Consider the following 25,824-nt stretch of genomic DNA (forward strand, 5'->3'; position numbering starts at 1 on the left):
GTGGTCTGAAGAAGTACAACGAGTACAAGACCCAGGACGAGAACCACCTCCTGGAGACCACCGGCAAGGAGCTGCGCAAGCTCATGAGCTGGGTCGATGCGGAAGCGTGAGTCGGCTGAACTCGCCGGGCCGCACCGCACGTCGCCCCAGGGACCGTCGTTCGCCGCCCTCCTGCTGACCAGCCACCAGCGGCTCGTCGGCGAGCCTCTCACCCACCACTCATGGCCTTCCGACACCACGGCCGCCGACTGGCTCCACGACCAGGCGCCGTTCGGCCTGCTGGCCCACGACACAGCGGCCGACCCTCGGTTCGTGTACGCGAACCGGACGGCGCAGCGGTGCTTCGGCTACGCCTGGGAGGAGTTCATCGGCCTGCCCTCCCGACTGTCCGCCGTACCGGATGCACAGGAGGACAGGAACGCCTTCGTGGAGTCGGTCAGCGCCTGCGGATACGCCACCGGATACCGGGGCAGGCGGGTCACCAAGAGCGGCCGACCGTTCTGGATCGAAGACGTCACCATGTGGAACCTGCTGGACGCCGACGGCTCGTGTCACGGCCAGGCCGCCGTATTCCGCTCCTGGTCATCCGTCTGAGCCGTACCGTCAAGTGGTCACCGACTCCACGCCTCGGTGCCCGTCACAGGAAAGGCATCCGACATTGCGGCCGCCCCATGACTCGCTGAGAAGGCTGCTCGACGGCCCGGACATCGTCCTGGCCCCGGGAGCAGCCGACTCCCTCACCGCCCGGCTCGTCGAGGCCGCGGGCTTTCCCGCCGTGTATATGACGGGCTTCGGTGCCACGGCCGGCAGGCTGGGCATGCCGGACATCGGCCTGCTCAGCCAGACCGAGATGACCGAACACGCGCGCAACATGACGCGCGCGGTCTCGATCCCGGTGATCGCGGATGCCGACACCGGCTACGGCGGACCGAGCAACATCGACCGCACCGTGCGCGAATACGTCCAGGCCGGTGTGGCGGCGATCCATCTCGAGGACCAGGTCGCGCCGAAACGGTGCGGGCAGCTGAGCGGCATCCGCCTGATGGATGCCGAGAGCGGCGTCAGACGCCTCAAGTGCGCGATGGCGGCGCGTGGTTCCGACGGCCCGCTGATCATCGGCCGTACCGACGCCCTGCCCGCCGAGGGCCGAGCGGAGGCGATCCGGCGGGCGCGCCTCTACCAAGAGTCCGGCGTCGACCTGGTCTTCGTCGACGGCATCAAGACGATCGAGGAACTGGAAGCGGTGGCCGAGGCCGTTCCCGGCCCCAAGGTCGTGTCCGTCGTGGACGGGAACGAGACGGCCACGCTGACGGCCGCGGACCTCCAGGAGCTGGGCTTCTCCCTGGTCGTCTACGCGGTGACGGCCCTGTTCACCGCGACCCGGGCGACCGCGGACGCTTTGGCCCACCTCAAGAGCTCGGGAAGCCCTGCCGGTGGGCCACCGCAGCACACCTACGACGAGTTCTCCGCGATCGTGGGACTCGACGTCCACAAGGACCTCGACGACCGCTACGGCAGTTGACCGCTGACCTCGGCCCCACCCGTTGCCGAGACCGGAGCCCCCGGCGCGGTGCAGGAGTCACCTTTCGACGCCGCATCGGCATCTCTTGCCGAGCCGCCGGGCCGAGGGCGCCGCATAGCCTCGGCGGCGAATCGAGACGCGTGGAGGAACCTGTGTACGCCCATGAACGCCCGGGAACGGCACGCAAGAGGCGCTCCAAGGGTGTGAATTCGGTGGGCGAGGGGCGCGCCCGGGCGCAGCGAGGCATGCGGGACGTACAGCGCGAGATCGAGGAGCGGGCGCGGAACAGCCATCCCGGGGCAGAGCCTCGTGGACGCGACCTCCGTCGTATGACGGCACCTCAGTTCCTGACGTGGGCGACGGCCTTGGCATCGGCCCTCGCGGGACCCACCGCCCCTGCCCGGGCCCCGGCCTCTGCCCGGACCCCGGCCTCGCCCGGGGGCGGTACGGACGTGCCGGAGGCCGAGGCGGCAGGGCCGGGACCGGCGGCGGAAGTCACCGCTGCAGCACAGGATTCCCGGCGGACGCGCCTTGGCTGGCTCGAACCCCATGTACGGGCCCGTGCCGCCCTGCACCAGCAGCCGGCCGTTCCGGCGTGGCTGCTCCCCTCCGCGGGCGCCCACCCCCTGCCACGTTCGGCACCGCCGCCCCTGCGGAGCACATGGGCGCAAGAGGCGGCTGCCGAGGAACCGGTGGCGATGACCCCGGAGCAGGAGTCCGTCGACGCGGTCCTGACCCATATGCACGCCCCGAACCTGACCGTGGCCGACCTCTGGATCTCGGAGTTCGGCAACCCCGACATCACGGCGAGCACCGTGGTACGGGTCGTCTACTACGACCGGGATCCGGGGCACGGCCGTGAGATCCCGCGGAGTGCGGACTACACGGTCCGGGACATCATCGAACCCGGCTTCAAGGAGAACTTCGCGGGCAGTCGGCCGCCGGGTGCCCATGGCCCCGACCCGATCTTCGGGTTCGTCGACTGGCCGAGCGGAATGAGAGAGCAGGGAGAACAGCTGGAGTGGGGGATGCCGGTGGGCTTCTCCGTGCACGCCGACGAGACGCTCGACGACCTGATGGCCCTCGAAGCGGCGGACTCCGTGGCTCTGGAGGCAGAGGGCGCCGCACGGTCGTCCCTCGCGTCACGCCGACGGCGGGCGGTGCGGGACGGGGGCGCGTATCTGTCGAAGCTGACCACCAGCCTGAACGCGAACTCCACCGCGGACAGAGCTCAGGCGGGGCAGGACTACATCGACGCGACGATCAGGAAGGTCCTGAAGTCCGTCAGCACGTCGGACGCCGCGGACACCGTCTCCCTCGACGACCGGTTCACGGTCACCTATCTGGAGAAGCCGTCGACGGGCGGCACCGGTCTGCGCCGCTCGGAGAAGTTCACGCTCCGCCAGTTCGCCCTCGGAGCGCCCTATCGCACGTGCATGCTGCGGCTCGGCCTGTCCGTCGGCATCCTGAGGATCACACCGCCAGGGAACGCGTTCCCCACCGCCGTCTTCGAGGCGCTGAAGTCGGAGCGCGTGCGCTCGGGAATCGCCGCGGAGTTCGCGGCGGACGCCGACCGGTTGGCGGCGTCCAAGGAGTTCAAGGACTCCTTCAAGGACCTGCCGAAGGCGAGGATCCGCGGTGTCGTGGCCAAGGTGCTGGTCAACAGCCCGAGCATGTTCGCCAGGACGTTCGCCGCGCGCTGGCTCCAGGGCGAGACCAAGGAGCGCCTCGTCGTGTTCCAGAACAAGGTGGTGCCCGGCCTCGTCGCGATCGGCACGAACGAATACAGCCTGCTCGTCTCGGCCTCGACAGGGGAGTCGTACTTCTGGCGCAAGGACGACGGCACGGACCGGTTCGCCACCTTCATCAGCAGGCAGCTGTCCGACTTCGACGCGGCCGCGGCACGCCCCGACGACTACAAGCCGCAGGTTCCGTCGTCCCGGTTCACCATGCTGGGCTGGGCTCAGCGGCAGATGCAGCGCTCGACGTGGGACCTCACGGTGCCGCGGATCTCCTTCCGCGGCGCGGCCGATGTGTTCGGCGACCTCATGAAGGCGGAGGTCGGCAAACTCAAGTCGAATCTGAACTCCTTCGTCTACAGCGGCGATGAACAGCGACGCGAGCTCAACGCGCAGTTCGGCCGCGCCATGATGCAGGGCGGCGAGGTCCTGATGGTGGTCGCGGCCGCGGCGATGACCGGCGGTGCCGGAGCCGTGGCGGCGTTCGGGTCCGGCCTCGGATTCGGCTTCGGAGCCGCGCACTTCGACGAGAAGGTGGCCGAGAACGCCGATCAGGGCGATGTCTACCGCCAGGCCATGGAGGACGCGGAGCTCGGCCGCATCCTGACCGGCATCACGTCCGGCGCCGACTTCCGCCAAGCGCTCTCCGCGATGCGCCGGGGCGTCAGGGGCGCCACGAACAAGCTGTCCCAAGCGGTGCGCAACGGCGTGCGAGCCGCTCAGGAGAACGTGCATCTGATGCGCATGGCACCACGGGCCCGGTCGGTTCACCTGGCCGCGGCAGGCACGGGCAGCGCGGGGTTCACCGGCAGTACGGCGCGAGGCGGCGCCACGGGGTGGATCGCTCACGTGCAGGAGGCGGCGGGAGTGATCCCCGCAGGGGAAGCAACGGCGCTGCGCGGCGTGACGCCGTACAGCTTCGAACCGCTTCTCGGCGGCGCGGGGAAGCCGATCGAGAACGCACGGAGCCTCGCGCGGCTGGACGAGGGCTATCGGGTCGCCTTCGTCGTCGAGGAGAACGGCCGCCCGAAGATGATCCACTCCATGTTGAGTCTCGGCAGCGGAGAGATGGCGGGAGTCGGCAACACGGGCATCAAGGCCGATCTGTCGCCCGGCTTCGCCAGGGTCGATGTCGGCGCGGACGACGTGGTCCGCTTCTCGGACGACGGGGCTCAACTCGCCGACGGGCGACGGGTGAAGATCTACGCCGAGACCGGCACCCCGGAATTCCGGGTCGAGGCCCGTCGGCCCGCCGTCGACGCGGCGCCCCTGGAGGCGGCGGACGCGACGATGACGCGGGATCTCCTCACGGACATGCGCCGCAACACGGAGATCAACGGCTATGTCCTCGATCCGAAGGAGAAGTGCTACGCACTCCTCGACCCGGTGCAGAAGTACGTCGGCTCCCATGGATTCACCGACATCAGATACCGGGGCATGGGCCTGTGGGACAACGGCCTCACCGACAAGCCCGCCACCCACTTCGCCGTCCTGGCCGACCGCGGCGGACGGACCTTCGTGTTCGACCTGTCGGCAGGGCAGTTCGCGAACAAGGGCATGCGCGGGCTCGACGGTCCCCTCATCACCACCGAGGCGAACTGGGCCAAGGCATTCCAGGACAGCACCTCGCGCAAGCTGATCAAGTACCAGGACTTCGCGACCATCAGCGAGGCCAACGACGCCTTCCGCTCGACGAAGCCCCTCGAACCCTTCGCCTACAGGTCGGGGGCGACGGTCCTCACCGCGCCGAGCTGGTACACGAACGCGGTCGGATGAGGCGCGACCGGTCCGCTGCGGGCCGGGGCAACGACGGGCCCCGGCCCGCGCCGCTCACCCCTCGACCGCCCTGCGGTCGACGACGGTGCGCAACTTCCCGCTTCCCGCGGTGCGTTCGAGATCCCGCCCGTCGACGAGCTCGACCGTGCAGGTCAGCAGCTCTTCCTCGGTGACCGCCGCGCCGAGTTCCGCGATGGCCGCCAGGAACACGGCTCGAGCCTCCTCGGGGTCCCCGGCGTACTCCCGGTCCAGGCGGACGGTCAGCTGCTCGGCGGCGGCCGTGGAGCTCAGCACCAGCTGCAGCTCGCCGCGGTAGCCGAGCCGCTCCTGCGCGGTCTCCACGAAGCGGCGGTAGTTGTAGAAGTACGTGCCGATGCGCACCACATCGCCGTAGCGGCCCAGGAGTTCGATGCGCGGGGTGTGGCTGCCGCAGGGGCAGACGCCCTCGACGGCACGGCCCAGGTCGCCGATCTCGTAGCGTTCCAGGCGCTGGCCGGAGCGGGTGCGGCTGGTGAAGACCAGTCGGCCCGGCTCGCCCGCGGGGACCGGCCGGTCCTCCTGCGGATCCAGGATCTCCAGGGTGTGCAGCTCGGTCAGGACGTGGTGCACCGAGCCCTCGGCGTGGGTGCACTGGTGGCCGAGCGGCCCCAGGTCCGTGCTGCCGTAGGAGGCGGAGCGGATGACCTCGACGCCGAAGCGGTCGGTGAGGATCCGGCGCTGCTCGGCGGTGAAGTGCTCGCCACCGTAGAAGACCTTGCGGATACCGCCGTACGAGCGCAGCACCTCGCCCTGCGCGTGGAAGAGCTGCCACAGGTAGGAGGGCATGCCGAAGACCGTGTCGGCGCGGTGGGCGACCAGGGCCTCGGCGACCGCGGCGTGGTCGGTGCCCGCGGCCATCGGGATCTGGGTGGCGTTCAGCCGCTCCAGGATGGAGAAGAAGCTGATGAACCCGCCGTACATGCCGCCGCAGTAGAAGAGGTTGGCGGCGCGGTCGCGGGCCGGGTCGAACCCGGCGGCGAGCAGACCGTGCGCTGCGGCCCGCATCTGGGTGTCGTAGTCGGCGTTGGTGAACACGGACAGCGCCGGGGCCCCGGTGGTGCCGCCGCTGCGGAAGTACAGGTGGGCGTGCTCGGGCGCCAGCGACGCCAACTGCCCCTGTACGCCCGCCTTGTCGAGCAGGGCGCCGGTCGGCGCTGCGGGGGAGGGCGGGGCGGCGACGAGGTCGTCCAGGCAGGCGGTGGTCGTGAACTCCTCGCCGGTCCGGACGCTCACCCGGCGGCTGTAGCGCTGCAGGGCGTAGACGCCGTCGTGCGGCTCGCCGTCGTAGCTGTCCAGCATCGCGCCGACCGGGGTGACGCGCAGTGCGCCCGCCGTGAGGAGGGTGCGGGAGAGGCGGGCCGTGTCGGCGCGCCCGGCGCCGACGGCGGCGGTCTGGAGGTAGCGGCGCATCGGCCGCAGCGTGGCGGTGATGTCCCGGGCGGGCAGCGGCTTGACCCAGATGCTGCGGTGCAGCGGGGAGGCCGTGAGCGCGGGCCGGGTGTCGGCCAGGACCCGCCAGGTGCCGTCCTCGGCGGCGATGACCTTCGTCAGGCCCAGGTGCTCCTCGAGGCGGGCGAGGAGTTCGGTGGTGGTGATCTCCGCCTGCTCGGCGGCGTCCAGCGCCGGAACCTGGACCGAGACTTGGTCCGCGTGCCCTGCGGCAGCCAGTGCCGCGGCGGACGCCTTGGCCAGGACAGGAGCGAAGTCCTCGGCGAACGCGAAGACTTCCCCGGCGTCCTCGGTGTCCAGATAGACCACCTGCGGACTGGAGCACGCCTGCTGGTCCAGGCGGCACACGTCCGCGGCCAGGGCGGCCAGGGTCGCCGGGTCGTGCCAGGCGTCGCGGGTCAGATAGGCCAGGGAGATCTTGTGGCCCCACTCGACCAACCGGCAGCCGGGCGAGGCGAGTTCGGCCACGGAGGCCACCGCGTCCTCGCCGCCCCACACCGCGATCGCGTCCGCCGGTGCGCACATCAGGCGCAGCCACTCCCGGCGGGCGGAGGGGAAGCGCAGCGCGACGATACGGCGGGCGAGCGCGCCCGTGGGGTCGGCGGCCGCCAGTTCGGCGAGCAGGTGCAGGGCGAGCGGGCTGTCGCCGCCGCTGGTCTTCAAGACGTTGACGTTGCCTGCCAGGAGGCCCTCGACGACGCTCAGCGGGGCGACCGCCGCCGCGTTGCCGGGCGCGATGTGCGCCAGCAGGCCGACCGGGGCCCACGCCTCGAAGACGGTCTCGCGGGCGTCGGGGCGGGTCAGCCTGCCCGGACCGGTGCCGCCCAGCTCGCGCCGCAGCTTTCGCTCCAGGGCGGGCCGGGCGAGCGCGACGGACAGCTCCGTGAGAGTCGCCTCGGCCACGCACAAGTCGCCGGTGGCTGCGGCAAGTTCAGCGCTGAGCCGGTTCCGTACGGGATTCTCGGTGTCGCGCAGCGCGTCGCTGAGCGCGGCGCAGGCGCTCAGGACGGTCTCGGTGGGCAGGGGGTCGGCGAGGGCCCGCTCGACCAGGGCCGGGAGGTCCGCCAGCCGGGCGGCGGCTTCGTCGTCGCCGATGAACTCGCCCTGCCAGTAGTGGAGTTCGCTGGTCACTGAGGGGGTCGCTTCCTTGCTTGCCGTCGTGCCGGTGGTCGTCTCCGTGGTCGTCGTCACCGTGTTCATGCGTGTCCCTTCAACAGCTCGGCCGCGGCCACCGCGCAGCTGCGGTTGCGGCTCACCCCGGCGCGTCCGTGGACGGCGAACCACGGGGTGGGCAGCGGGCAGCCGCACTCCTCGGCGGGGTGCAGCGAGGCCAGGTCGCCCATCACGACGCTCTGCGCCGGTACGGAGGTGATATACGGCGAGACCAGCTGCAGGAACCCGCGCTCCCCGTAGCCCAGGGGCCGCAGGGTGCGGGTGTCGCGCACCGCGGCCCGCGACCACACGGGCACGTGCAACCGGTGCTCGGCGCACTCGATGTAGGGCACGCAGTGCTCCACCGAGCCGAACGTGTCCCGGATCCGCTCCGGTGCGACGCCGAGGAGCTCGGTGACCCGCGCGTAGAACTCCGCCTTGCCGATCTGCCGGTCGGCGTGCGACTTCCAGCCGCCGCCGAGGACGACCAGGGAGCCGGCGGGCAGCTCGATCGGCGGCATGCCCTGGCCGCGCATCCGCTCCAGGGTGAAGTGGAGGAACGCGGGGAAGCCGAGGATGCGGACCGGCAGGCCCTCCTCCGCGTACTGGCGCAGCGCCCTGATGCAGCCGTGCACATCGAACTCGTGGCCCTCGCCGGTGTGCCGCAGCGCGTGCGTGACGCCCTTGGCGGGGGCGAAGTCGCACAGGTAGTTGTCGGTGAAGGACGTACCGAGCTTCATGCTCGGGGCCGGTTCGTAGCTGTAGAGCAGGTAGTTGACGGGCTGCTCAGGGGTGATCCAGCCGTAGTGGTCGAAGATCCGGGCCACCATGCGCTGCGCCGAGCGGATGGTCCACTCGTCGAAGAACATCTGCGACTTCTGGCCGGTGGTGCCGGAGGAGGTCAGATGCAGGAAGACGTCGTCGCGGGGGACGGAGAGCACTTCGTGCCGCTTGAAGAAGTTGGCGTGGATCAGCGGGGTGCGGATGTCCGCGCCCACCGTCGGCGCCGGGGCCTCCGGCGCGTCGGCGAGCAGCGAGCGGAAGAACGGTGAGCGGGCCGCGTGCCAGTCGTTCGACTCGTCCATGGCGGCCGCGAACAGCGCGTCGGTGCCGGGGCCTTGGGCATACGGCTGGGTCAGGTCGCAGAGCCGCTGGACGTGCGCCAGGGCCTGCGGGTCCGGTACTTGAACAGGGGCGAGATAGGGGGTGGTGTCGGTGTTCACAGGGCGACCTCGTGACGGGGCAGATAGGTGGCGGCCCAGGCGGTCAAGTAGGCGCTCACATAAGGCTGGAGCGGCCCGCTGACGGCGAGGGTCCGGAAGTCGATCTGACGGCTCGTGCGGGAGAGCACGACGTAGTCGTGGAAGCGCTCGCCGATGCGGCGCATGGCCGGGTAGACGGCGCTGGGGACGAAGCCCGCGGCCAGGAAGGCGGTCAGGCTCGCGGTGTCGGACAGCGGGAGCAGCGTCTCGACGTAGTCGGCGCCGGCCCGCGAGACCGTCGCCATCAAAGGCTCCAGGGCGTGCGTGACCGCGGCCGGGTAGGGGTGCACGGCGACCAGCGCGCAGCTCCCGGCGACCGGGTCGAGGTCCACATACGCCTCGAACGCGCCGTCCGGCGGCACCAGTACGGCGTTGGGTGCGTGCAGCGGGTAGTAGCGGCCGGCCGGGTCCGGGAAGAGCTCCAGGAAGCGTCGGCGTACGAACCCGGGCGCGCCGACCACTTCCAGCTCGGCGGTGGGCCCGGCGGCCGGACCCTCGGGGCGGGCCGAGCCCAGCGTGTCCGAGGGCAGTACGTGGGTGTACGGGACGCCGGTGCTGTGCTCGGCGGCGGCAAGGAGCGGCCCGAGCGCGGCGGGCGCCCGGGACACCGTCTCGCGCCGGGGCAGCACCCCCTCGGCGAAGCGGGCGAACAGTCCGAGGCTCTCGCAGCCCGCCACCTCGGCGGCGTTGGGCAGCAGTCCGAGCGGCCTGAACCCGTGGCGGACGACGACGTGTTGGGGCCCCTCGGTGACCATCCGCACGGTGGCGTACACGGAGTCGAGGCGACCGGTGGCGAAGGCCGCGCCGCACACCGCGCCGGTGAGACGACCGGCGAGGCCGCCGCGACGGCGCTCCGGGTGGACCGCGAGGCCCACGAGCTTGCCGATGCGGCTTCCCGGGTCGGTCTGCACGACCGCCGAACCCGCGAGCTCGCCGGTCCCGGGGAGCCGGGCGGTGAGCCAGTGGGTGTGCGGGTCGGTGATCAGGCGGCGCATCACCGCGGGGTCGCTGCCGAGCGGCACCGGATACCCGTGGCCGTAGACGTCGAAGTACAACTGCCGTAGTTCCGCGATGTCCTGGAGCGCCGCGGGGGCGAGGGTGACGGTCATCGGGCACCTTCGAGGGAGGCGGGGGCGGCGCAGATGTCCTCGGTGGCGGTGTCCTGAGGGCTCGGCGGGGCTGTCGCGCCGGATACCGCGTCCCCCTCCTCCGTAGCCGCGCGCCCTCGCCGCCCGAGCAGGAACAGCGCCACCGCGACCGGTGCCAGACCCACGCCCTGGACCAGGCACAGCCAGCGCGCCTCCACGTGGTCGCCGAGCATGCCGAAGACCAGCGAGGACAGTGGGAAGGTCGCGCCCAACAGGGCCTGCATGACCGCGAAGAACCCGGGCTTGTCGGCGGCCGCGACCGACCGCTGGAACAGAGCGACGAAGCGTACGCCGATCACGCCGACGCACCAGCCCGCGACGACCAGCGACACCAGCGCCATGGCGAGGCCCGGCGCCAGCCCCGGCATCCCCAGCGCGAGCGCCATCAGCGCCAGGCAGGTCCCGCCGACCGTGGTCGGGGAGCCCGGCAGTCGCCCTCCGGTGAAGGAGCCGAGCAGGGTCCCCACGCCAAGGGCCGCCTCCAGCGCGGCGACCGTCGATCCCTGCCCCTGGAGCACGGAGCGGGTGTACAGCGGCATCACGACGAACACCGCCGTGGTGAAGACGTTCGCCGCGGCGAAGCAGAGCAACACCTGCCGGATGAAGGGTAGTTCGCCCAGGATCTGCCGCAGTGTACGGCGCGGCGGCACATCACCCGGCGCATCACCCGGGACATCCGCGGCAGCACCGGCGAGGGTCCGGGGGAAGCGGGTCACGGCGACGAGCACGGCCGCGGCGAGGTACGCGCCCGCGCACCCGGCGACGATGCCCGCCAGGTCCCAGGCGTCGACGAGGAGCGGTCCGAGGAGCCCGCCGGCCAGCCCGGCCAGGGACTGCGTGGCGAGTTCGAAGCCGGTGGCGGCCTCGATGTCGGCGTCCTCGACGAGTTCGGGGACCGAGGTGGTCAGGCACGGGTCGAAGAGAGCCTGGCAGCCCGCGAGGAGCAGGGCCGCCCCGTAGATCACGGCAGTGGGCGGCTGCGCCGCGTACGTCCAGGTGGCGGTCGCGGCGGCGACAAGACCCGCCACCGCCGCGGCGCCCGCGAGCACACTGCGATGCGGACAGCGGGCGATGACCCGCGCGACCAGCGGGACAAGGACCACCGGGGGCAGCGTGGAGACCGCGAGAAGGGCCCCGGAAGCGAGGCCCCGGTCGCCGCCCGCCGCCTGGCTGACCAGCCACCACACCACACCGACCTGGAACATCCGGGCCGCCGCCTGGGTGAGGACCTGAGCGGCCCAGACCGCCCCGAAGGCGGGGTTGCGCAGCACTACGGGCAGCTGCCGGGAGGATGCCGGCGCACCGCTCCTGCCGAGCGTCGTCATGACGCCATCCGTTCGTCCACGACGCGGATCAGCTTGCCCGAGCGCGCGTTGACGGCCAGCTCGCCGTGGCGCACCCACTCAAGCGACAGCGGGTGGATGTGCTGCGCGTCGACGGCCTCGCCGAAGGACGGGCGGTCGGCCAGGAGTTGCTTGCGGATCATGTCGCCGAGATCGCCGAGGTCACCGCGGCCACCGCGGTCGCGGATCCCGGCCGGGTCCCCGTCGCTCGCGAGGCGCAGCAGCAGGCCGTCCCGCCCGTCCCAGTGGCGCACCACCAGCTGCACCCCGGTCACCCGGCCCGCGGCGTCGGCCGCGCGGACGAGGTCCTGCACGTCCTGGGTGTAGAGCGAGACGGGCCCGACGCGGACGCCCTCCTGCGAGCGGCCCAGGATGCGGAAGTGCCCGGGGCCGGTGCCGGTCCACTCGGCGCGGTCGCCCGCCGGATAGCGCAGGACGGGCATCAGCCGCCGTCGCAGGTCACTGACCACGACCTTGCCGGGCACCCCGGCCTCGGTGATCGGTTCACCGCTCTCCTCGTCGAGGATCTCCACGACGGTGTACGGGGTGAAGGCGCGGTGCACACGCGGATCGCGCCCCGGCACGGCGCACCCCAGAAGGCCCGCGTCGACGCTGGCGTAACCCACCGAGCGGGGTCGGGCGTTGGGGAACGCGCGGGCGAGCAGCGGCTCCTGATCCGGGTAGAGGCTCTCCCCGCCGAAGAGGAGCAGCTCCACGTGGGGGAGTTGCCGTCCGGCGGCGACGAGGTGATCAGCGAGGGCGCACAGTGTGGTCGGGGTGCCCGCGACCACCTCCACGTCGAACTGCTCCAGGGTGTGCACCGTCGTCTCCAGGGGCGCGGCGCCGCCGATCGGCAGCCGGACGTTGGCGACGGGGGAGCGGTGCAGGGAGTCGAGGATGAAGGTGAAGCTGGCGTACAGGTCCCCGGCGTAGAAGAGATCGGCGACCCGATGCCCGGGGCGGAGCCCCGATTCCAGGAGCCCGGCGCCGAAGGCACTCGTGAACTCCCGCCATTCCTCACGGGTGTAGAAGGAGAACTTCGGCGCACCGGTCGTGCCGCCGCTCTTGAACACCACGGCCTCGTCGAGCGGCCCGGTGAGAAGCCGATTGCCGCGGGGTGTGTTGGCCTGCCAGAACTCTGCCTGCGGCGCGACCGGAAGCTGCGTGAGCTCTGTTGCACGGTCCGGGACTCCGGCATAAAGCTCGGCGTAGAAAGGGGATTGGCGTCTTACGAAACGTATGAGTTCCGTCAATGGTTGAACGGGCATCGATTCCTGCTCTGCGGCATACGAAGGAGACGAAATCCCCGGCAGGGGAGATCGCCTCGGTGGTTGAGGTGGCACTGGTGGCACTCGGCTGCCGGGGCCTGCCTGGGGCTTCGGTCCTGGGCGGCCCGCCGGAACTACGGAGTGCGACCAGGACATTACCGCATGGCGAATGCCCCGATTTTCCCGCCGGTGTGCGCCCGTCGCGCCGTGGAAGAAATCCGGCCAATGTGTGGGTGCGGGCTCACCTGGGAGGTGGGTGGCCCTGCCCGCGACTTGAGCCTGACTGCAAGTTCGCCGCTTATGGCTAATTCGGCTGAAAAGCAATCCGTGTACGTCACATATGTATTCGGGAAGCCTGATGGTCAATCAGTGATGCGCGTCACCATGATTCGACTCACCGTGATTCGGCTCACCTTTGTGGCGATGCCGTCATCCATCCATGGGAAGTGTCAACCTTCGGCTTCCGCCGCCCCTGGGGCGAGAAGTTAGTTTCACGCCAAGGGATACAGCCATATCGGCCACCGGCTCGCATGGCTCTCAAGAAGGTGGTCATGGTGACTCTTGAGCTGCAAAACAGCTGTGACGTGGTGGTGATCGGCGGCGGCGTCGCGGGCCTGAGCGGTGCTCAGGTGCTGGCAGGAGCGCGGCGCTCGGTCGTGGTGATCGACGCGGGTGCGCCGCGCAACGCCCCAGCCGACGGCGTGCACGGGCTGCTGGCCCTGGACGGGATCGCGCCGGGTGAGCTCTTGGAGCGCGGCCGGGCCGAAGTCCGCCGCTACGGCGGGCAGGTGTTGACCGGCGAGGTCACCGGGGCGGCTCGGGACCGTGAGGGCTCCTTCACGGTGTCGCTGGCCGACGGCCGCTCGGTCCGTACGCGCCGCATGCTGGTCACCACCGGTCTTGTGGACGAGCTGCCCGATGTGCCGGGACTGCGCGAGCGGTGGGGCAAGGACGTGTTGCACTGCCCCTACTGCCACGGGTGGGACGTCCGGGACCAGGCCATCGGTGTGCTGGCGAACGGCCCGTTGTCGGTGCAGCAGGCGCTGCTGTTCCGGCAGTGGAGCGACACCATCACATACCTCGCCCATACGAATCCGGAGCCGTCCGCCGAGGACGCGGAGCGGCTGGCCGCCCGTGGCATCCCTGTGGTGGACGGCGAGGTCGTGGCCGTCGAGACCGAAGGAGATCGGCTGACGGGAGTGCGCCTGGCCGTCGGCACGGTGGTCGACTGCGACGTCCTGATGGCCTCCTCACGGATGGTGGCGCGCGCAGGATTCCTCGCGGACCTCGGACTGCGTGCGGTGGAGCATCCGGCGGGCATCGGCGTCTACATCCCCTGCGCGGAGGGCGGGCGCACCAGCGTGCCCGGAGTGTGGGTCGCGGGCAACGTCACCAGTCTGGTCGACCGGGCCGCCGCGGCCGCGGCGGCGGGTGTCTCGGCCGCGGCCCAGATCAACGCCGACTTGGTCGAAGAGGAGACACGGGCGGCGGTCGCCGCCCATCGGGAGTCGTTCTCGGCCCCGGCCTGACCACGAGCCCGCGCATCGAGGCGTGCCCTCTCCGCCCGCCGACGCGCCACAGCCAGTGAATTTCTCAGGAGGACATGCCCCCATGTGCGGCATCACCGGATGGGTCTCCTACGACCGGGATCTGACCACCGAGCACGGAACGCTCGCGGCCATGGCCAAGACCATGGTCTGCCGCGGCCCGGACGACGACGGAGTCTGGCTGGACACCCACGCCGGACTCGGGCACCGCCGCCTGGCCGTCATCGATGTCGACGGCGGCAAGCAGCCGATGGGCGTCGAACGCGGCGGCCGCACCCTGCTGGTCACCACGTACAGCGGCGAGGTCTACAACCACCGTGAGCTGCGCGCCGAGTTGGCGGCGCTGGGGCACTCCTTCCGCACCGCCAGCGACACCGAGGTCGTGCTGCACGCCTATCTGGAGTGGGGCGCCGACTTCGTCGAGCGGCTGAACGGCATGTACGCCTTCGCCCTGTGGGACCCGCGCGAGCAGGAACTGCTGCTGGTCCGCGACCGGATGGGCGTCAAGCCGCTCTACTACTACCCGACCGCGGACGGCGTCCTCTTCGGCTCCGAGCCGAAGGCCATCCTCGCCCACCCGTCCGTGCGGGCCGCCGTGGACACCGACGGCCTCGCGGAACTGCTCGCGCTCACCAAAACCCCCGGGCACGCCATCTATCAGGGCATGAAGGAGGTCGTCGCCGGTCACGTCGTACGCGTACGCAGGCGGGGACTGACGACCCGCCGCTACTGGAGCCTTGAGGCCCGCGAGCACACCGACGACCTCGTCACCACCGTCGACCGGATCCGTGGCCTGCTCGACGACATCGTCACCCGCCAGCTCGACGCCGACGTGCCGCTGTGCACGCTGCTCTCCGGCGGCCTGGACTCCTCGGCCATCACCGCGCTCGCGCACCGGGAACTGGCGCGCCAGGGCGCCGGGCCGGTGCGCTCCTTCGCCGTGGACTTCGCCGGACAGAGCGAGAACTTCACGCCCGACTGGCTGCGGGGCACCCCCGACGCCCCCTACGCCCGCGCCCTCGCCGAGCACGTGGGATCCGACCACCGGGACATCGTGCTCGACACCGCTGCCCTGATGGACCGGGCCGGCCGGGACGCCGTGCTGAACGCCCGTGACCTGCCGACCGGCTTCGGCGAGGGCGACGTCTCCCTCTACCTGTTGTTCCAGGCGATCCGGGAGAGCTCGACGGTCGCCCTGTCGGGTGAGGCCGCGGACGAACTCTTCGGCGGCTACCGCTGGTTCCACTCCCCGGACCAGGTGCGCTCCCGCTCCTTCCCATGGCTTTCCCCCGTAGGCCCCCGCGGCGGCGCGGGTGGGCGCCCCAGCCCCCGCGAGGCCATGCTGGACGGCGGCCTGCTGGCCAGGCTGGACGTGCCTGGATACCGCGCGGCCCGCTACCGCGAAGCCCTCGCCGAGGTGCCGCGCCTGGACGGCGAGACGGGACTGGAGCGGCGCATGCGGGAGATCTGCCACCTGCATCTCACCCGCTTCGTGCAGTTCCCCCTGGAGCGCACCGACCGGATCAGCATGGCCACCGGCCTGGAGGTGCGCGTGCCCTTCTGCGACCACCGTCTCGTCCAGTACGTCTTCAACACCCCCTGGAAGGCGAAGACGTTCGACGGCCGCGAGAAGTCCCTGCTGCGTGCCGCCACGCGCGACCTGCTGCCGGTGTCGGTCGCCGACCGTGCGAAGAGCCCGTACCCCAGCATCCAGGACTCCCGGTACGACGAAGCCCTGCGAGGCGAACTGCGAGCGGTTCTGGCCGACCCCGGGGCGCCGGTGCGCGCCCTGCTCGACAGCGATGCCGCCCAGCGGGTCATCGCGTCGGCGAGCGGCGTCGAGCTGCGCATCGGCAGTGAGTTCGTCCTCGGTCTCGACGACTGGCTGCGCCGCTACGACGTCGTCCTGGACATCTGATCGCCCCTCTCGTGGGGAAGTTCGCACCTCTCGCGGAACGGAGACGCCATGCGCAGGGAAGCCCCGGTGATGAAGCAACAGGGCAGGTCCCAGAACGGTAAGCCGTGTGACGCATGGCTGGTCACCGGCTACGACGACGTCCGGGCGGTGCTGAGCGGCCCACACATCAGCAATGTCTGCCATGACGGAGGGGGAGTGGGCGGCGGCCAGGCCGGTGTCCTCGTGTCGATGGACCCGCCGGACCACACCCGCATCCGGCGCATGCTCACCCGAGAGTTCACGGTCAGGAGGGTCCAGGCCCTGCGGCCACGGCTCGAGGAGAACAACGCCTCGCAACTCGACGAGATGGAACAGGCGGGCCAACCGGCTGACCTGATGAAGGAGTTCGCGTTTCCGATCGCGTCGTTCGCCATCTGGGAACTCCTTGGCGTCCCGTACGAGGAACGGGTCGAGTTCCGGCGACGCAGCGAATTGCTGCTCGATGCGTCACTCCCGACGGAACGCCAGATGGAGAACTACCGCGAAACGCTCTCCTACATTTCCACTCTCGTCGCCGGACATCGACAGGAACCGGGAGGCGGGATCCTTGGACGGCTGATCAGTGAGCACGGGGACAACATCTCCGATGAAGAACTGGTCGGCGTCGGTTGCTTCCTGCTGGTCGGCGGACACGAGGCCACCGCACACGCCGTGGGACTCGGCACGCTGACGCTGTTGCAGCATCCGGAACAGCTGGCAGTCGTCCGAGAGGGCACAGAGGGTGTCCTGCGTACGGCGGTTGAGGAGGTCCTCCGCCACCCGGCCTTGATCCACACCGCAACGCCGCGATGGGCGACTCGGGACCTGACACTCGGCGGCCGGCTGATCAAAGCCGGCGACATGATCGTCCCCTCGATCGCCTCGGCCAACCGCGACCCGGGATTTCTTGAGGACGCAGACACGTTCAACGTGAAGCGCCCCGTGAGCCGACACCTGGCTTTCGGGTTCGGCGTTCATCAGTGCCTGGGACAGCAACTGGCCCGCATGGTCCTCACCATCGCCTTCCCGGCTCTGCTCCGCCGATTCCCGTCACTGCGCCTGGGGGTTTCCGAGGGCGACCTGCGATACCGGGCTCAAGGATTTGTCGGTGGCGTGGAATCTCTCCCGGTGGTCTGGTGACCAAAGTCCCTCGATCCTCCGAGGCGGGACGCATAAATTGGGCAGTGGGCGCACGGTCAACATCCCTTAATCCAGGGGTAGTTGAGCGCAGCGTGCGCGCCCTCCCGATATCAGAAAGGCCAAGAAGATGAATCACACCCCCGTGCTCGACGCAGCCATTGACCTGGACGAGTTCGAGCTCGACGTGAAGGCGTCGGACCAGCAGGCAGAGCTCGGTAACGAGCAGCAGATGACGAGCGGCATCGGTTGCATCTGCTGCCCCTTCTGACGGTGACGGGTCTTCGGGACCGAGCGGCGTGCCGGGCTCTTTCCCGAAGCCCTTCTCGTCGGGCACCCCGCCGCAGAAGCAGGAACACGAATCGGCAGGAGAAGCCGGCGCATGCGTTTTAGTGTCAGCGGCCCGGTCGTCGCACGGGTGTCGGTGCTGTCCCGTTCTCGCCTGTGGGACGGCGGCGACGATCGCTGCGCGGCCGATGAAGCGACGGCTGAACAGCTGGCCACGGCGGGGGAGACCGCACTGGCGGATCCGGTCTTCCGAGAAGCACTCCTGCTGGCGTCTCCGTCGCTTTTCGAAGCGGCGGAACGACTGGCTCGGAGGGAGATCAGCACCACGAGGGAAGCGCGCCGCACCCTGCTGTCCCTTCTCCGCTACCACCTGCGGATGGCAGGTCGTGCCGTCCCCTTCGGCCTCTTCGCCGGTGTGGCGCCGGTGGCCGAAGGCCCCACCGCGGTCTCTGTCGGCAGCAGCCACCGCAAAAGCGTGCGCCCGGACGCGTCATGGCTGCGGAACTTCCTTACGTCGATGGAAAAGGACCCCGCCGTCTCGGCAGGACTGCGGGCCCGAACCAACCCTCTGGCCGTAGTGCGGGGCGAGAGACTGACGCTTCCGCGGCAGGGCGACCGGGAGGCGACGTCGATCCGCCACACGAAGGCTGTCGCCACGGCGCTGGCGGAAGCGCAGTCCCCGCTCGCCCTGCCCGACCTGGCCGCACGCATCCACGACGCCTTCCCCCGCCAGCCGCACGACGTCGCGGAACGCCTCGTGCACTCACTGGTGACCCACGGATTCCTGGTCACCGACCTGCACCCACCGATGCGGGCGGTTTCCCCGCTCGACGACGTCCTGGAACGCCTGGAGCGTGCCGCTCCGCAGTCCGCCGCCGTGGGTGCCCTGAGATCTGTGCGAGAGTCCATCGCCGAATACGCCGCTGCCGAACCGGGCCGGGAACCGGAGAAACCGCGCGAGATCGCCCGCCGCATGCGGCAACTCCACGACAGCGCACACCCCCTGCACGTGGACGTCGCCGCCGACGCCTCCATCGCGCTGCCCCGCTCCGTCTCGACCGAGGTGGAAACCGCGGCCGGGGTGCTGTGGGGCATCACCCCGCACGCCGAGTGGTTCCCCGGACTCGAGGACTACCTTCAACGCTTCCTGGAGCGGTACGGCACCACACAGCTCGTACCCCTGGCCGAACTCCTGGACCCGGAGCGCGGCCTGGGACCGGTCGGCACGAGCAGCCCGATCGGCACGAGCGACGCGACGGCCCGGCCGGCCAGGTCCACCCCGCTCCGGGACAAGGCGCTGGCCGAACTGGCCGCGACCGCCGTGCGGGACGGGCTCCCCGAAGTCCTCCTCGACCGGGAGCGACTCCGCCAACTGGCCGTTCCAGGAAAGGAATCACCACCCCTGACCATGGATGTGACGGTGACCCTCCAGGCGTCATCGCCCCAAGCCGTGGACGCCGGTGACTTCCGTGTGGTGCTCGGCACCGGCAGCCACCAAGCCGGCGCCGTCAACGGACGGTTCTCCCACCTCCTGGGCGAACCCGTGGCCGCGCACTGCCGCCACGAGGCACACCGCCGCGATCCCCGAGCCCCGCACGCCGTACGTGTCGCCCTGGACTTCCACCCCCGCATGCCGCGCGGCGGCAACCTCACCCGGACCGGCGCCGCCGCCATGCCCACGGTCCACATAGGCACCTTCCACGACGACGCCCCGGACCAACTCGGCGTGGACGACCTCCACATAGGCGCCCACCAGGACCGCCTGTACGCCTACTCCGCCTCGCTCGGCCGCGAAGTACTGCCCGCGCGACTGGACATGCTCAACGACGAGCGGGAACTCCCCGCCGTACGACTGCTGCAGGCCATCGGCGGGGCCGGTCGCACGGCACTCCACGCGTGGAGCTGGGGCCCCGTCGCCGAACTGCCGCGCCTGCCCCGCGTCCGCCACGGACGGACCATCGTGTCTCCGGCACGCTGGAACAGCGCCTTCCTGTTGCCCGCGGCCGGCACCTGGCAGGACTGGCGCACTCAGGTGGACGCCTGGCGTGCGGCCTGGAGCGTGCCCGACCGGCTCTCCGTCGGCAACGGGGACCGCCGCCTGACACTGGACCTCCGCAAGGCGATGCATCTGCGTCTGCTCCGGGAGGAACTGCGGCGCAATCCGCACACCACCCTCCACGAAGCCATCGGCGCCACGCCCGACTCGTCCGGCTGGACCGGACACCCCACGCACGCCTGTGAACTGACCTTCTCCCTGCACAGCGACGGACCCGCCCCGGTACGCACCCACCACGGCTCCTATCCGCTCCGCGACACCGGTACGAGGTCCTACCCGCCCGGCAGCGCCTGGCTGAGCGCCAAGCTGTACGCCTCGCCGGCGCGCCACGACGAGATCCTCACGCGATGCCTTCCCCTGCTGCTCCGCGATCTGCCCGAGTCCATGGACCTGTGGTACTTCCTTCGCTACGCGGACCCCGACCCACACCTGCGCCTGCGCTTCCACGCCCGCCCCGACGTCCTCACCCGTGAGGCTCTCCCGGGAATCGGGGCCTGGGCCGCGGATCTGCGCGGGCAAGGGCTGGCACGCTCCCTGGTGCTGGACGAATACCGTCCCGAAACCGCGCGCTACGGCGGGCCCGAAGCGATCGAGGCCGCCGAACGCGCCTTCCACGCCGACAGCGTGGCCGTGCTCCAGCAACTCCAGGTCCTCTCGGACCCCGACTGCCCCTTCGACACCACCGTGCTGAGCTGCCTCAACTACCTCGACCTGGCACGCGCCTTGACCGGGCGCACCGACGCGCTCCTGCCGTCGTCCGCGACTCCCCGGCCGCAGCCGGACCGCCCTGCTCCGCGCGGTTCGCGTGCCCTGCTCGCCCGGCTCGGCGACGACTCGGACGACTGGGACGCACTGCGCCACGTGCCGGGAGGCGAACGCGTCGTGGAGAGCTGGCGCGACCGCGCATCGGCGGTCCGTGCCTACGGACAGGCCCTGCGCTCCTGCGGCGCGACCGCCCCCGCGACGCCGACGCCCCACGGTGTCCTCAGATCCCTCATGCACATGCACCACAACCGGCTCGCCTCCGGGACCGACGACGAGGCGACAAGCCTGGCGCTGCTCAGGGACTTCCTGCATGCCCGGCAGGCGCGCCGCGGGGGCCTGTGAAGACATCGCCTCACGGGGAGTAGAAGACGGGTCGGTCCTGGAGGTCCACGTTCACCACCTGACCGTCCGACTCCAGGGACTCCACGGCGGCGTCGGTGATGACCGTCGCCGCATATCCGTCCCAGGCCGAGGGGCCCTGCGGCTCGCCGCCCGCCGCAACGCCCGCGACCCACTCCCTGAGCTCCGTGTCGAAGGCGCTCGCGAACCGGTGCTGCCAGTCCTGGAGCACGGCCCTGCCATGGCGGCCCGCGCTGCGCAAGGAGACCGCGGCCGGGTCGGGCAGGCGGGCGACGCCGGTCTCGCCCACGGCCTCGCACTGGATGTCGTAACCGTACTGGCAGTTGACGAAGACCTCGAGGTCGATGCGGACGCCCCGCGCCGTCTCGAACAGCATGAACTGCGGGTCCTTGAGGTGCGGATGGCGCCGACCGGTCGCGCGAGGCGTCAGGACCTGTGCCGAGACGATCTCGTCGTCCAGGAGCCAGCGCAGCACGTCGATCTCGTGCACGGCCGTGTCCTGTGCGGCCATGGGGGAGGTGTACGAGGCGGGGGCGCCCGCGTTGCGGTGGGCGCAGTGCACCATCAGCGGGGCGCCGATGCCGTTGCCGGTGATGACGTCCTTGAGCTCGCGGTAGCCCGCGTCGTAGCGGCGCATGAACCCCACCTGGACCAGGCGGCGGCCGGACGCCATCTCGGCCTTCACGATGCGCAGACAGTCCTCGGCGGTGGTCGCGAGGGGCTTCTCGCAGAAGACGGGCTTTCCGGCGGCGACCGCGTTCAGGACGTGCTCGGCGTGCGTCGGGCCCCAGGAGGTGACGAGGACGGCGTCGACGTCGGGCGCGGCGACCAGGTCCGCGCCGGTGGGCAGGGTGCGCGCTGGGAAGCGGGCCGCGGCCTGCGCGGCGCGCTCGGCGTCGACGTCGGTGACGGCCGTCACCTCGGCTCCGGGGACGACCTGCGTGAGGCGGCGCATGTGGTCCAGGCCGATCCAGCCGGCGCCGATGACGCCCACACGTACAGAAGCCATTCGAGGGCCTTTCACATCTAGTCAGTCAGCAGGCAAGTCAGCAAGCCAGACAGCAGGTACTGGTCAGGCGAAGCGGGCACGGAGCTCCTGCTCCAGCTCTTCCAGGGAGCGCCCCCGCGTCTCGGGCACATACCGCCGCGTGAAGCAGACCGCTGCCACCCCGAACACCACGAAGACGAAGAACGTCGCGGAGATGCCGATGCCGGAGACGAGCGACGGGAAGGCGAGGCCGATCGCGAAGTTCGTGAGCCACAGCACCACCGCCGCGAGCCCCATGCCGAAGGCCCGCATCCGCGTCGGGAAGATCTCCGAGAGCATCAGCCAGGTCACCGGCGAGATCGCGCCCTGCTGGAAGGCGAGGAACGTGACCGTCATCGCCAGCACGGCGAACGCGCGGCCGGTGCCCTCCGGCAGCGTGAGGGAGAAGATCCCGATGAGCAACAGCGCGACCGTGGTGCCCAGTTGGCCGGTCATCAGCATCGGGCGGCGGTCGACGCGACCCAGCAGCCAGATGCCGACGAACGTGGCGAGAACGGAGATCACACCGTTGGCGATGTTGGCCGTCAGGGCGCTGTCGGAGGCGAACCCGGCGTCGGTGAGGATCTGGGTGCCGTAGTACATGATCGTGTTCACGCCGGTGATCTGCTGGCACACGGCGAGGCCGAAACCCACCCACATCAGCCGGCGCAGCCAGGGCGTCGCCCTGAGGTCGGCGAACCCGCCCGCGCGGGCCCGCTCGTCGCGCATGGCGAGCCCGGTGACCTCGCCGAGTTCGGCCCGCGCGCGCCGCTCCGACCTGACCTGGCGCAGGACGTCGAAGGCGGCGCTGAACCGGCCCTGCGCGGCGAGCCAGCGCGGGCTCTCCGGCATCACCAGCATTCCGAGCCACAGCACCACGGCGGGCAGGGTCGCGATGACGAGCATCCAGCGCCAGACGCCGCCGGACTCGCCGCCCACGCGGGCGATGAGCGCGTTCGACGTGAAGGCGAGCAACTGCCCGCTCACGATCATCAGTTCGTTGCGGGTGACGAGCCCGCCGCGGCGCTCGGCGGGTGAGATCTCCGCCAGGTACACGGGGACGGTCACCGAGGCACCGCCGACCGCGATCCCGAGCACGAACCGGGCCACGACCATCGTCGCCGTCGACGGTGCCAGGGTGCAGCCGAGCGCGCCGACGAAGAAGAGCACCGCGAGCAGCAGGATGGTGTGGCGCCTGCCGCGCCGGTCCGAGAGCCGCCCGCCCACCAGCGAGCCGAGGGCCGCGCCGAGCAGCAGGGAGCTGGTGACCAGGCCCTCGGTGAAGGGAGTGAGGCCCAGGTCGTCCTTCATGTACGGCAGGGCGCCGTTGATGACTCCGGTGTCGTAGCCGAACAGGAGGCCGCCGAAGGTGGCGATGCCCGTGATGACGCGCAGGCGCCGGGCCACGGGGCGCGGGGTGCCGTCATCGGGCGGCGCGGTCGCGCCGTGGGCGGGTGCGGGGGGAGCGGTCGTGTCGTCCCTGACGTCCGTCATGGCCGCCGCCTACCGAAGGCGTGGCCGTCGGGTGCCGGACAGGCCCCGGTCGGCGAGGTGCTCACGCGTGCGGACGGCGATCGGCAGCGGCACGTCCGGGGCGCACGGGTACAGGTCCTGCTCGACGACGACGAACAACTCCGCGTCCAGGCGGGCCAGTTCGTCGATGACGGACGCCGGGTCGGGGACCCCCGCCGGAGGCGTCACACACACGCCGCGGCGGACGGCCTCGCCGAACGACAGCTGTTCGGCGGCGACCTGGCGCAGGATCTCGGGGTCCATCTGTTTGATGTGCACATAGCCGACGCGCTCGGCGTAGCGGCGGATCAGGTCGATGGTGTCGCCGCCCCCGTAGACGACGTGGCCGGTGTCCAGACAGAGGTTCGTGTAGCGGCCGTCGGACTCGTTGAGGAGCCGCTCGATCTCGGCCTGGGTCTGGATGTGGCTGTCGGCGTGCGGGTGCAGGACGAGCCGCACGTCGTACTCGTCGAGCAGCAGCCGGCCGAGCCGGTCCGCGGTGCGCCCGAAGTCCGCCCACTGCGCGGCGGTCAGCTCGGGCGACTCGGTGAACGCGCCGGTCTTCTCGTCGCGGTACATGTCCGGGATGAGGACGAGGTGGTGCGCGCCAGTGGCGGCGGTGAGCTCCGCGACATTGCGAACGCGGGCGAGCGTGGCGTCCCACTTCTCGGGCCGGTGCAGGGCGCCGAAGGCGGTGCCGCCGGAGACCTTGAGCCCGCGGTCCGCCAACTCCTCGGCGAGGCGGGCGGGTTCGGTGGGCAGATAGCCGTACGGGCCGAGCTCCAGCCACTCGTATCCGGCCTGGGCCAGTTCGTCGAGGAAGCGGGTGTAGGGGACCTGGTGCTCGTCCTCGGGGAACCAGACGCCCCACGAGTCGGGCGCGGAACCCAGGCAGAGGTTGCCCGCGACGGTGCGGAGCGGGGATGGCGCCGTTGCCATGTGGTGACTCCTGACGGTCAGTTGGAGATGGGGAAGGCGATCAATGGGAGGTGGGGAAGGTGAATCCGGCGGCGGCCGGTGCCGCGGCCCGGCGGGGCCAGCGCGTGGTGACGACCTTGGGCCGGGTGTAGAAGCGGATGCCCTCGGGGCCGTGGACGGGGGAGTCGCCGATGAGCGAGTCCTTCCAGCCGCCGAAGGAGTAGTACGACATCGGCACGGGCACCGGCACGTTGACGCCGATCATGCCGACGTGGACGCGGCGCTGGAACTCGCGTGCGGCCGCGCCGCTGTCGGTGAACAGGGCGGTGCCGTTGCCGTACGGGTTGGCGTTGATGAGCGCGATCGCCTCGTCGAGGGTGTCGACGCGGACGACGGCGAGCACCGGACCGAACAGCTCGTCCTTGTAGGCGTCCATCTCGGCGGTGACGTGGTCGAGCAGACAGGGCCCGGTGAAGAAGCCGTCCGCGCACTCGGGGTGCGCGTCGCCGACCTTCGGACCGCGCCCGTCGACGACGACGGTGGCTCCCTGCGCTGCCGCGGTGGCCACGGCCCCCTCGACGCGCTGCCGGGCGGCGTGCGTGATGAGCGGGCCCATCTCGGTGCCGGGCGCGTCACCGGGCCCGACCTTCACCTCGCGGGCCTTGCGCGCCAGGACCTCGACGAGTCCGCCGGCGGAGCCTCCCACGGCGACCGCCACGGACACGGCCATGCAGCGCTCGCCCGCCGAGCCGTAGGCGCCCGCCGTGATGTGGTCCGCGGCGAACTCCAGGTCGGCGTCCGGCAGCACGACGGCGTGGTTCTTGGCGCCGCCGAGCGCCTGCACGCGTTTGCCGTGCGCGACGGCCGTGGCGTGCACATACTCGGCGACCGGTGTGGAGCCGACGAAGGAGACGGCCGCGACGTCGTCGTGCGTGAGCAGCGCGTCCACCGCCTCCTTGTCTCCGTGCACGACATTGAAGACGCCGTCGGGCAGCCCCGCCTGCCGGTACAGGTCGGCGACGACGTTCGCGGCGGACGGGTCGCGCTCACTGGGCTTGAGGACGAACGTGTTGCCGGTGGCGATGGCGATCGGGTGCATCCACAGGGGCACCATGACGGGGAAGTTGAAGGGCGTGATCCCGGCGACGACCCCGAGCGGCTGCCGGAAGCCGTGCACGTCCACACCACGCGACACCTGATCCGAGAAGCCGCCGCGCAGCACGTCGCCGAGGCCGCACGCGAACTCGACGACCTCGCGGCCGCGCACGATCTCGCCGCGCGCGTCGGCCACGGTCTTGCCGTGCTCGGCGGAGATGATCCGGGCGAGCTCCTCCTCGTGCCGCGCCAGCAGCTCACGGAAGGCGAACAGGACCTGGGCGCGGCGCGCGAGCGACGACTCGGACCAGCTCTCGAAGGCGGCGGCCGCGGCCGCGACGGCGGCGTCCACGTCGGCGGGCGCGGCGAGCGCGACCCGGGCCCGCTCGCGGCCGGTGGCCGGGTTGAGGACGGGCAGGGTGCGGCCCGAAGTGCCGGGCACAGCACGGCCGTTGATCCAGTGCTCGATGGGGTGGTTCACGACG

Annotated in this window: 17 protein-coding genes and 1 pseudogene; 9 read left to right on the top strand and 9 right to left on the bottom strand. The window is 71.0% G+C overall.

What is annotated here, in order from left to right; genetic code table 11:
* The 4 genes and pseudogenes from ACFWYM_RS21305 to ACFWYM_RS21320 all read left to right on the top strand — a co-directional run.
* Window positions 1-110, top strand: a pseudogene (locus ACFWYM_RS21305) (ketol-acid reductoisomerase); the annotation flags it as partial.
* Window positions 97-594 (top strand): MEKHLA domain-containing protein, encoded by a 498-nt coding sequence (locus tag ACFWYM_RS21310; protein WP_384839230.1) that lies wholly within the window; start codon window positions 97-99, stop codon window positions 592-594. The pseudogene ACFWYM_RS21305 and the gene ACFWYM_RS21310, both read left to right, overlap by 14 nt.
* Before the next feature lie 64 nt (window positions 595-658).
* The gene (locus tag ACFWYM_RS21315) at window positions 659-1,522 is read left to right on the top strand and encodes an oxaloacetate decarboxylase (RefSeq protein WP_384839232.1); all 864 of its coding nucleotides are present in this window, start codon (window positions 659-661) and stop codon (window positions 1,520-1,522) included.
* A gap of 698 nt (window positions 1,523-2,220) precedes the next feature.
* Window positions 2,221-5,037 (top strand): hypothetical protein, encoded by a 2,817-nt coding sequence (locus ACFWYM_RS21320; RefSeq protein WP_384839235.1) that lies wholly within the window; start codon window positions 2,221-2,223, stop codon window positions 5,035-5,037.
* A 54-nt stretch (window positions 5,038-5,091) separates the two neighbouring features.
* Here ACFWYM_RS21320 and ACFWYM_RS21325 read toward each other — a convergent pair whose 3' ends face one another.
* From ACFWYM_RS21325 to ACFWYM_RS21345, 5 genes are read right to left on the bottom strand one after another with little or no spacing between them, the layout of a single operon-like run.
* Window positions 5,092-7,725: an acyl-CoA reductase gene (locus ACFWYM_RS21325; protein ID WP_384839238.1), complete on the bottom strand. Its 2,634-nt coding sequence runs from the start codon at window positions 7,723-7,725 to the stop codon at window positions 5,092-5,094.
* Complete coding sequence (locus tag ACFWYM_RS21330) at window positions 7,722-8,900, bottom strand: acyl-protein synthase (RefSeq protein WP_384839241.1); 1,179 nt, start codon at window positions 8,898-8,900, stop codon at window positions 7,722-7,724. The genes ACFWYM_RS21325 and ACFWYM_RS21330 overlap by 4 nt, the downstream gene beginning before the upstream one ends.
* On the bottom strand, window positions 8,897-10,048 hold the full coding sequence (locus ACFWYM_RS21335; protein ID WP_384839244.1) for a GNAT family N-acetyltransferase: 1,152 nt from the start codon (window positions 10,046-10,048) through the stop codon (window positions 8,897-8,899). Before ACFWYM_RS21335 ends, ACFWYM_RS21330 begins: the two co-directional genes overlap by 4 nt.
* Window positions 10,045-11,412 (bottom strand): MFS transporter, encoded by a 1,368-nt coding sequence (locus tag ACFWYM_RS21340; RefSeq protein ID WP_384839247.1) that lies wholly within the window; start codon window positions 11,410-11,412, stop codon window positions 10,045-10,047. The genes ACFWYM_RS21335 and ACFWYM_RS21340 overlap by 4 nt, the downstream gene beginning before the upstream one ends.
* Complete coding sequence (locus ACFWYM_RS21345) at window positions 11,409-12,698, bottom strand: phenylacetate--CoA ligase family protein (protein WP_384839250.1); 1,290 nt, start codon at window positions 12,696-12,698, stop codon at window positions 11,409-11,411. The genes ACFWYM_RS21340 and ACFWYM_RS21345 overlap by 4 nt, the downstream gene beginning before the upstream one ends.
* Before the next feature lie 551 nt (window positions 12,699-13,249).
* On the opposite strand from ACFWYM_RS21345, the gene ACFWYM_RS21350 reads away from it, so the two are divergent.
* From ACFWYM_RS21350 to ACFWYM_RS21370, 5 genes are all read left to right on the top strand, one after another.
* Window positions 13,250-14,227 (top strand): NAD(P)/FAD-dependent oxidoreductase, encoded by a 978-nt coding sequence (locus tag ACFWYM_RS21350; protein WP_384839253.1) that lies wholly within the window; start codon window positions 13,250-13,252, stop codon window positions 14,225-14,227.
* 82 nt (window positions 14,228-14,309) lie between these two features.
* Window positions 14,310-16,163 (top strand): asparagine synthase (glutamine-hydrolyzing), encoded by a 1,854-nt coding sequence (gene asnB, locus ACFWYM_RS21355; protein WP_384839256.1) that lies wholly within the window; start codon window positions 14,310-14,312, stop codon window positions 16,161-16,163.
* A gap of 48 nt (window positions 16,164-16,211) precedes the next feature.
* Window positions 16,212-17,321, top strand: a complete 1,110-nt coding sequence (locus ACFWYM_RS21360; RefSeq protein WP_384839259.1) for a cytochrome P450 — start codon at window positions 16,212-16,214, stop codon at window positions 17,319-17,321.
* A gap of 127 nt (window positions 17,322-17,448) precedes the next feature.
* A complete protein-coding gene (locus tag ACFWYM_RS21365) occupies window positions 17,449-17,589 on the top strand; it encodes a hypothetical protein (protein WP_384839262.1) in 141 nt (46 codons plus the stop codon).
* A 111-nt stretch (window positions 17,590-17,700) separates the two neighbouring features.
* Complete coding sequence (locus tag ACFWYM_RS21370; protein ID WP_384839265.1) at window positions 17,701-20,769, top strand: lantibiotic dehydratase; 3,069 nt, start codon at window positions 17,701-17,703, stop codon at window positions 20,767-20,769.
* Window positions 20,770-20,779: 10 nt separating this feature from the next.
* Here the strand turns inward: ACFWYM_RS21370 and ACFWYM_RS21375 are convergent, their stop codons facing one another.
* From ACFWYM_RS21375 to ACFWYM_RS21390, 4 genes are all read right to left on the bottom strand, one after another.
* The gene (locus ACFWYM_RS21375) at window positions 20,780-21,796 is read right to left on the bottom strand and encodes a Gfo/Idh/MocA family protein (RefSeq protein ID WP_384839268.1); all 1,017 of its coding nucleotides are present in this window, start codon (window positions 21,794-21,796) and stop codon (window positions 20,780-20,782) included.
* A gap of 63 nt (window positions 21,797-21,859) precedes the next feature.
* The gene (locus ACFWYM_RS21380; RefSeq protein WP_384839270.1) at window positions 21,860-23,308 is read right to left on the bottom strand and encodes a sugar porter family MFS transporter; all 1,449 of its coding nucleotides are present in this window, start codon (window positions 23,306-23,308) and stop codon (window positions 21,860-21,862) included.
* A 9-nt stretch (window positions 23,309-23,317) separates the two neighbouring features.
* Window positions 23,318-24,265, bottom strand: a complete 948-nt coding sequence (locus tag ACFWYM_RS21385; RefSeq protein ID WP_384839272.1) for a TIM barrel protein — start codon at window positions 24,263-24,265, stop codon at window positions 23,318-23,320.
* A 40-nt stretch (window positions 24,266-24,305) separates the two neighbouring features.
* Window positions 24,306-25,820, bottom strand: a complete 1,515-nt coding sequence (locus tag ACFWYM_RS21390) for a CoA-acylating methylmalonate-semialdehyde dehydrogenase (protein ID WP_384839275.1) — start codon at window positions 25,818-25,820, stop codon at window positions 24,306-24,308.
* Window positions 25,821-25,824 lie beyond the last annotated feature (4 nt).

Origin of the sequence: Streptomyces sp. NPDC059009 (assembly GCF_042740175.1) — a bacterium.
In the GTDB taxonomy this organism is placed as follows: Bacteria; Actinomycetota; Actinomycetes; order Streptomycetales; family Streptomycetaceae; genus Streptomyces.

What these genes read in the sequence shown, in the direction of transcription:
- ACFWYM_RS21320 (WP_384839235.1), top strand. Translation starts at nt 2,221, where the DNA reads ATGACCCCGGAGCAGGAGTCCGTCGACGCGGTCCTGACCCATATGCAC.
- asnB (WP_384839256.1), top strand. Translation starts at nt 14,310, where the DNA reads ATGTGCGGCATCACCGGATGGGTCTCCTACGACCGGGATCTGACCACC.
- ACFWYM_RS21350 (WP_384839253.1), top strand. Translation starts at nt 13,250, where the DNA reads ATGGTGACTCTTGAGCTGCAAAACAGCTGTGACGTGGTGGTGATCGGC.
- ACFWYM_RS21375 (WP_384839268.1), bottom strand. Translation starts at nt 21,796, where the DNA reads ATGGCTTCTGTACGTGTGGGCGTCATCGGCGCCGGCTGGATCGGCCTG.
- ACFWYM_RS21325 (WP_384839238.1), bottom strand. Translation starts at nt 7,725, where the DNA reads ATGAACACGGTGACGACGACCACGGAGACGACCACCGGCACGACGGCA.
- ACFWYM_RS21385 (WP_384839272.1), bottom strand. Translation starts at nt 24,265, where the DNA reads ATGGCAACGGCGCCATCCCCGCTCCGCACCGTCGCGGGCAACCTCTGC.
- ACFWYM_RS21310 (WP_384839230.1), top strand. Translation starts at nt 97, where the DNA reads ATGCGGAAGCGTGAGTCGGCTGAACTCGCCGGGCCGCACCGCACGTCG.
- ACFWYM_RS21340 (WP_384839247.1), bottom strand. Translation starts at nt 11,412, where the DNA reads ATGACGACGCTCGGCAGGAGCGGTGCGCCGGCATCCTCCCGGCAGCTG.
- ACFWYM_RS21365 (WP_384839262.1), top strand. Translation starts at nt 17,449, where the DNA reads ATGAATCACACCCCCGTGCTCGACGCAGCCATTGACCTGGACGAGTTC.
- ACFWYM_RS21370 (WP_384839265.1), top strand. Translation starts at nt 17,701, where the DNA reads ATGCGTTTTAGTGTCAGCGGCCCGGTCGTCGCACGGGTGTCGGTGCTG.
- ACFWYM_RS21335 (WP_384839244.1), bottom strand. Translation starts at nt 10,048, where the DNA reads ATGACCGTCACCCTCGCCCCCGCGGCGCTCCAGGACATCGCGGAACTA.
- ACFWYM_RS21380 (WP_384839270.1), bottom strand. Translation starts at nt 23,308, where the DNA reads ATGACGGACGTCAGGGACGACACGACCGCTCCCCCCGCACCCGCCCAC.
- ACFWYM_RS21345 (WP_384839250.1), bottom strand. Translation starts at nt 12,698, where the DNA reads ATGCCCGTTCAACCATTGACGGAACTCATACGTTTCGTAAGACGCCAA.
- ACFWYM_RS21360 (WP_384839259.1), top strand. Translation starts at nt 16,212, where the DNA reads ATGCGCAGGGAAGCCCCGGTGATGAAGCAACAGGGCAGGTCCCAGAAC.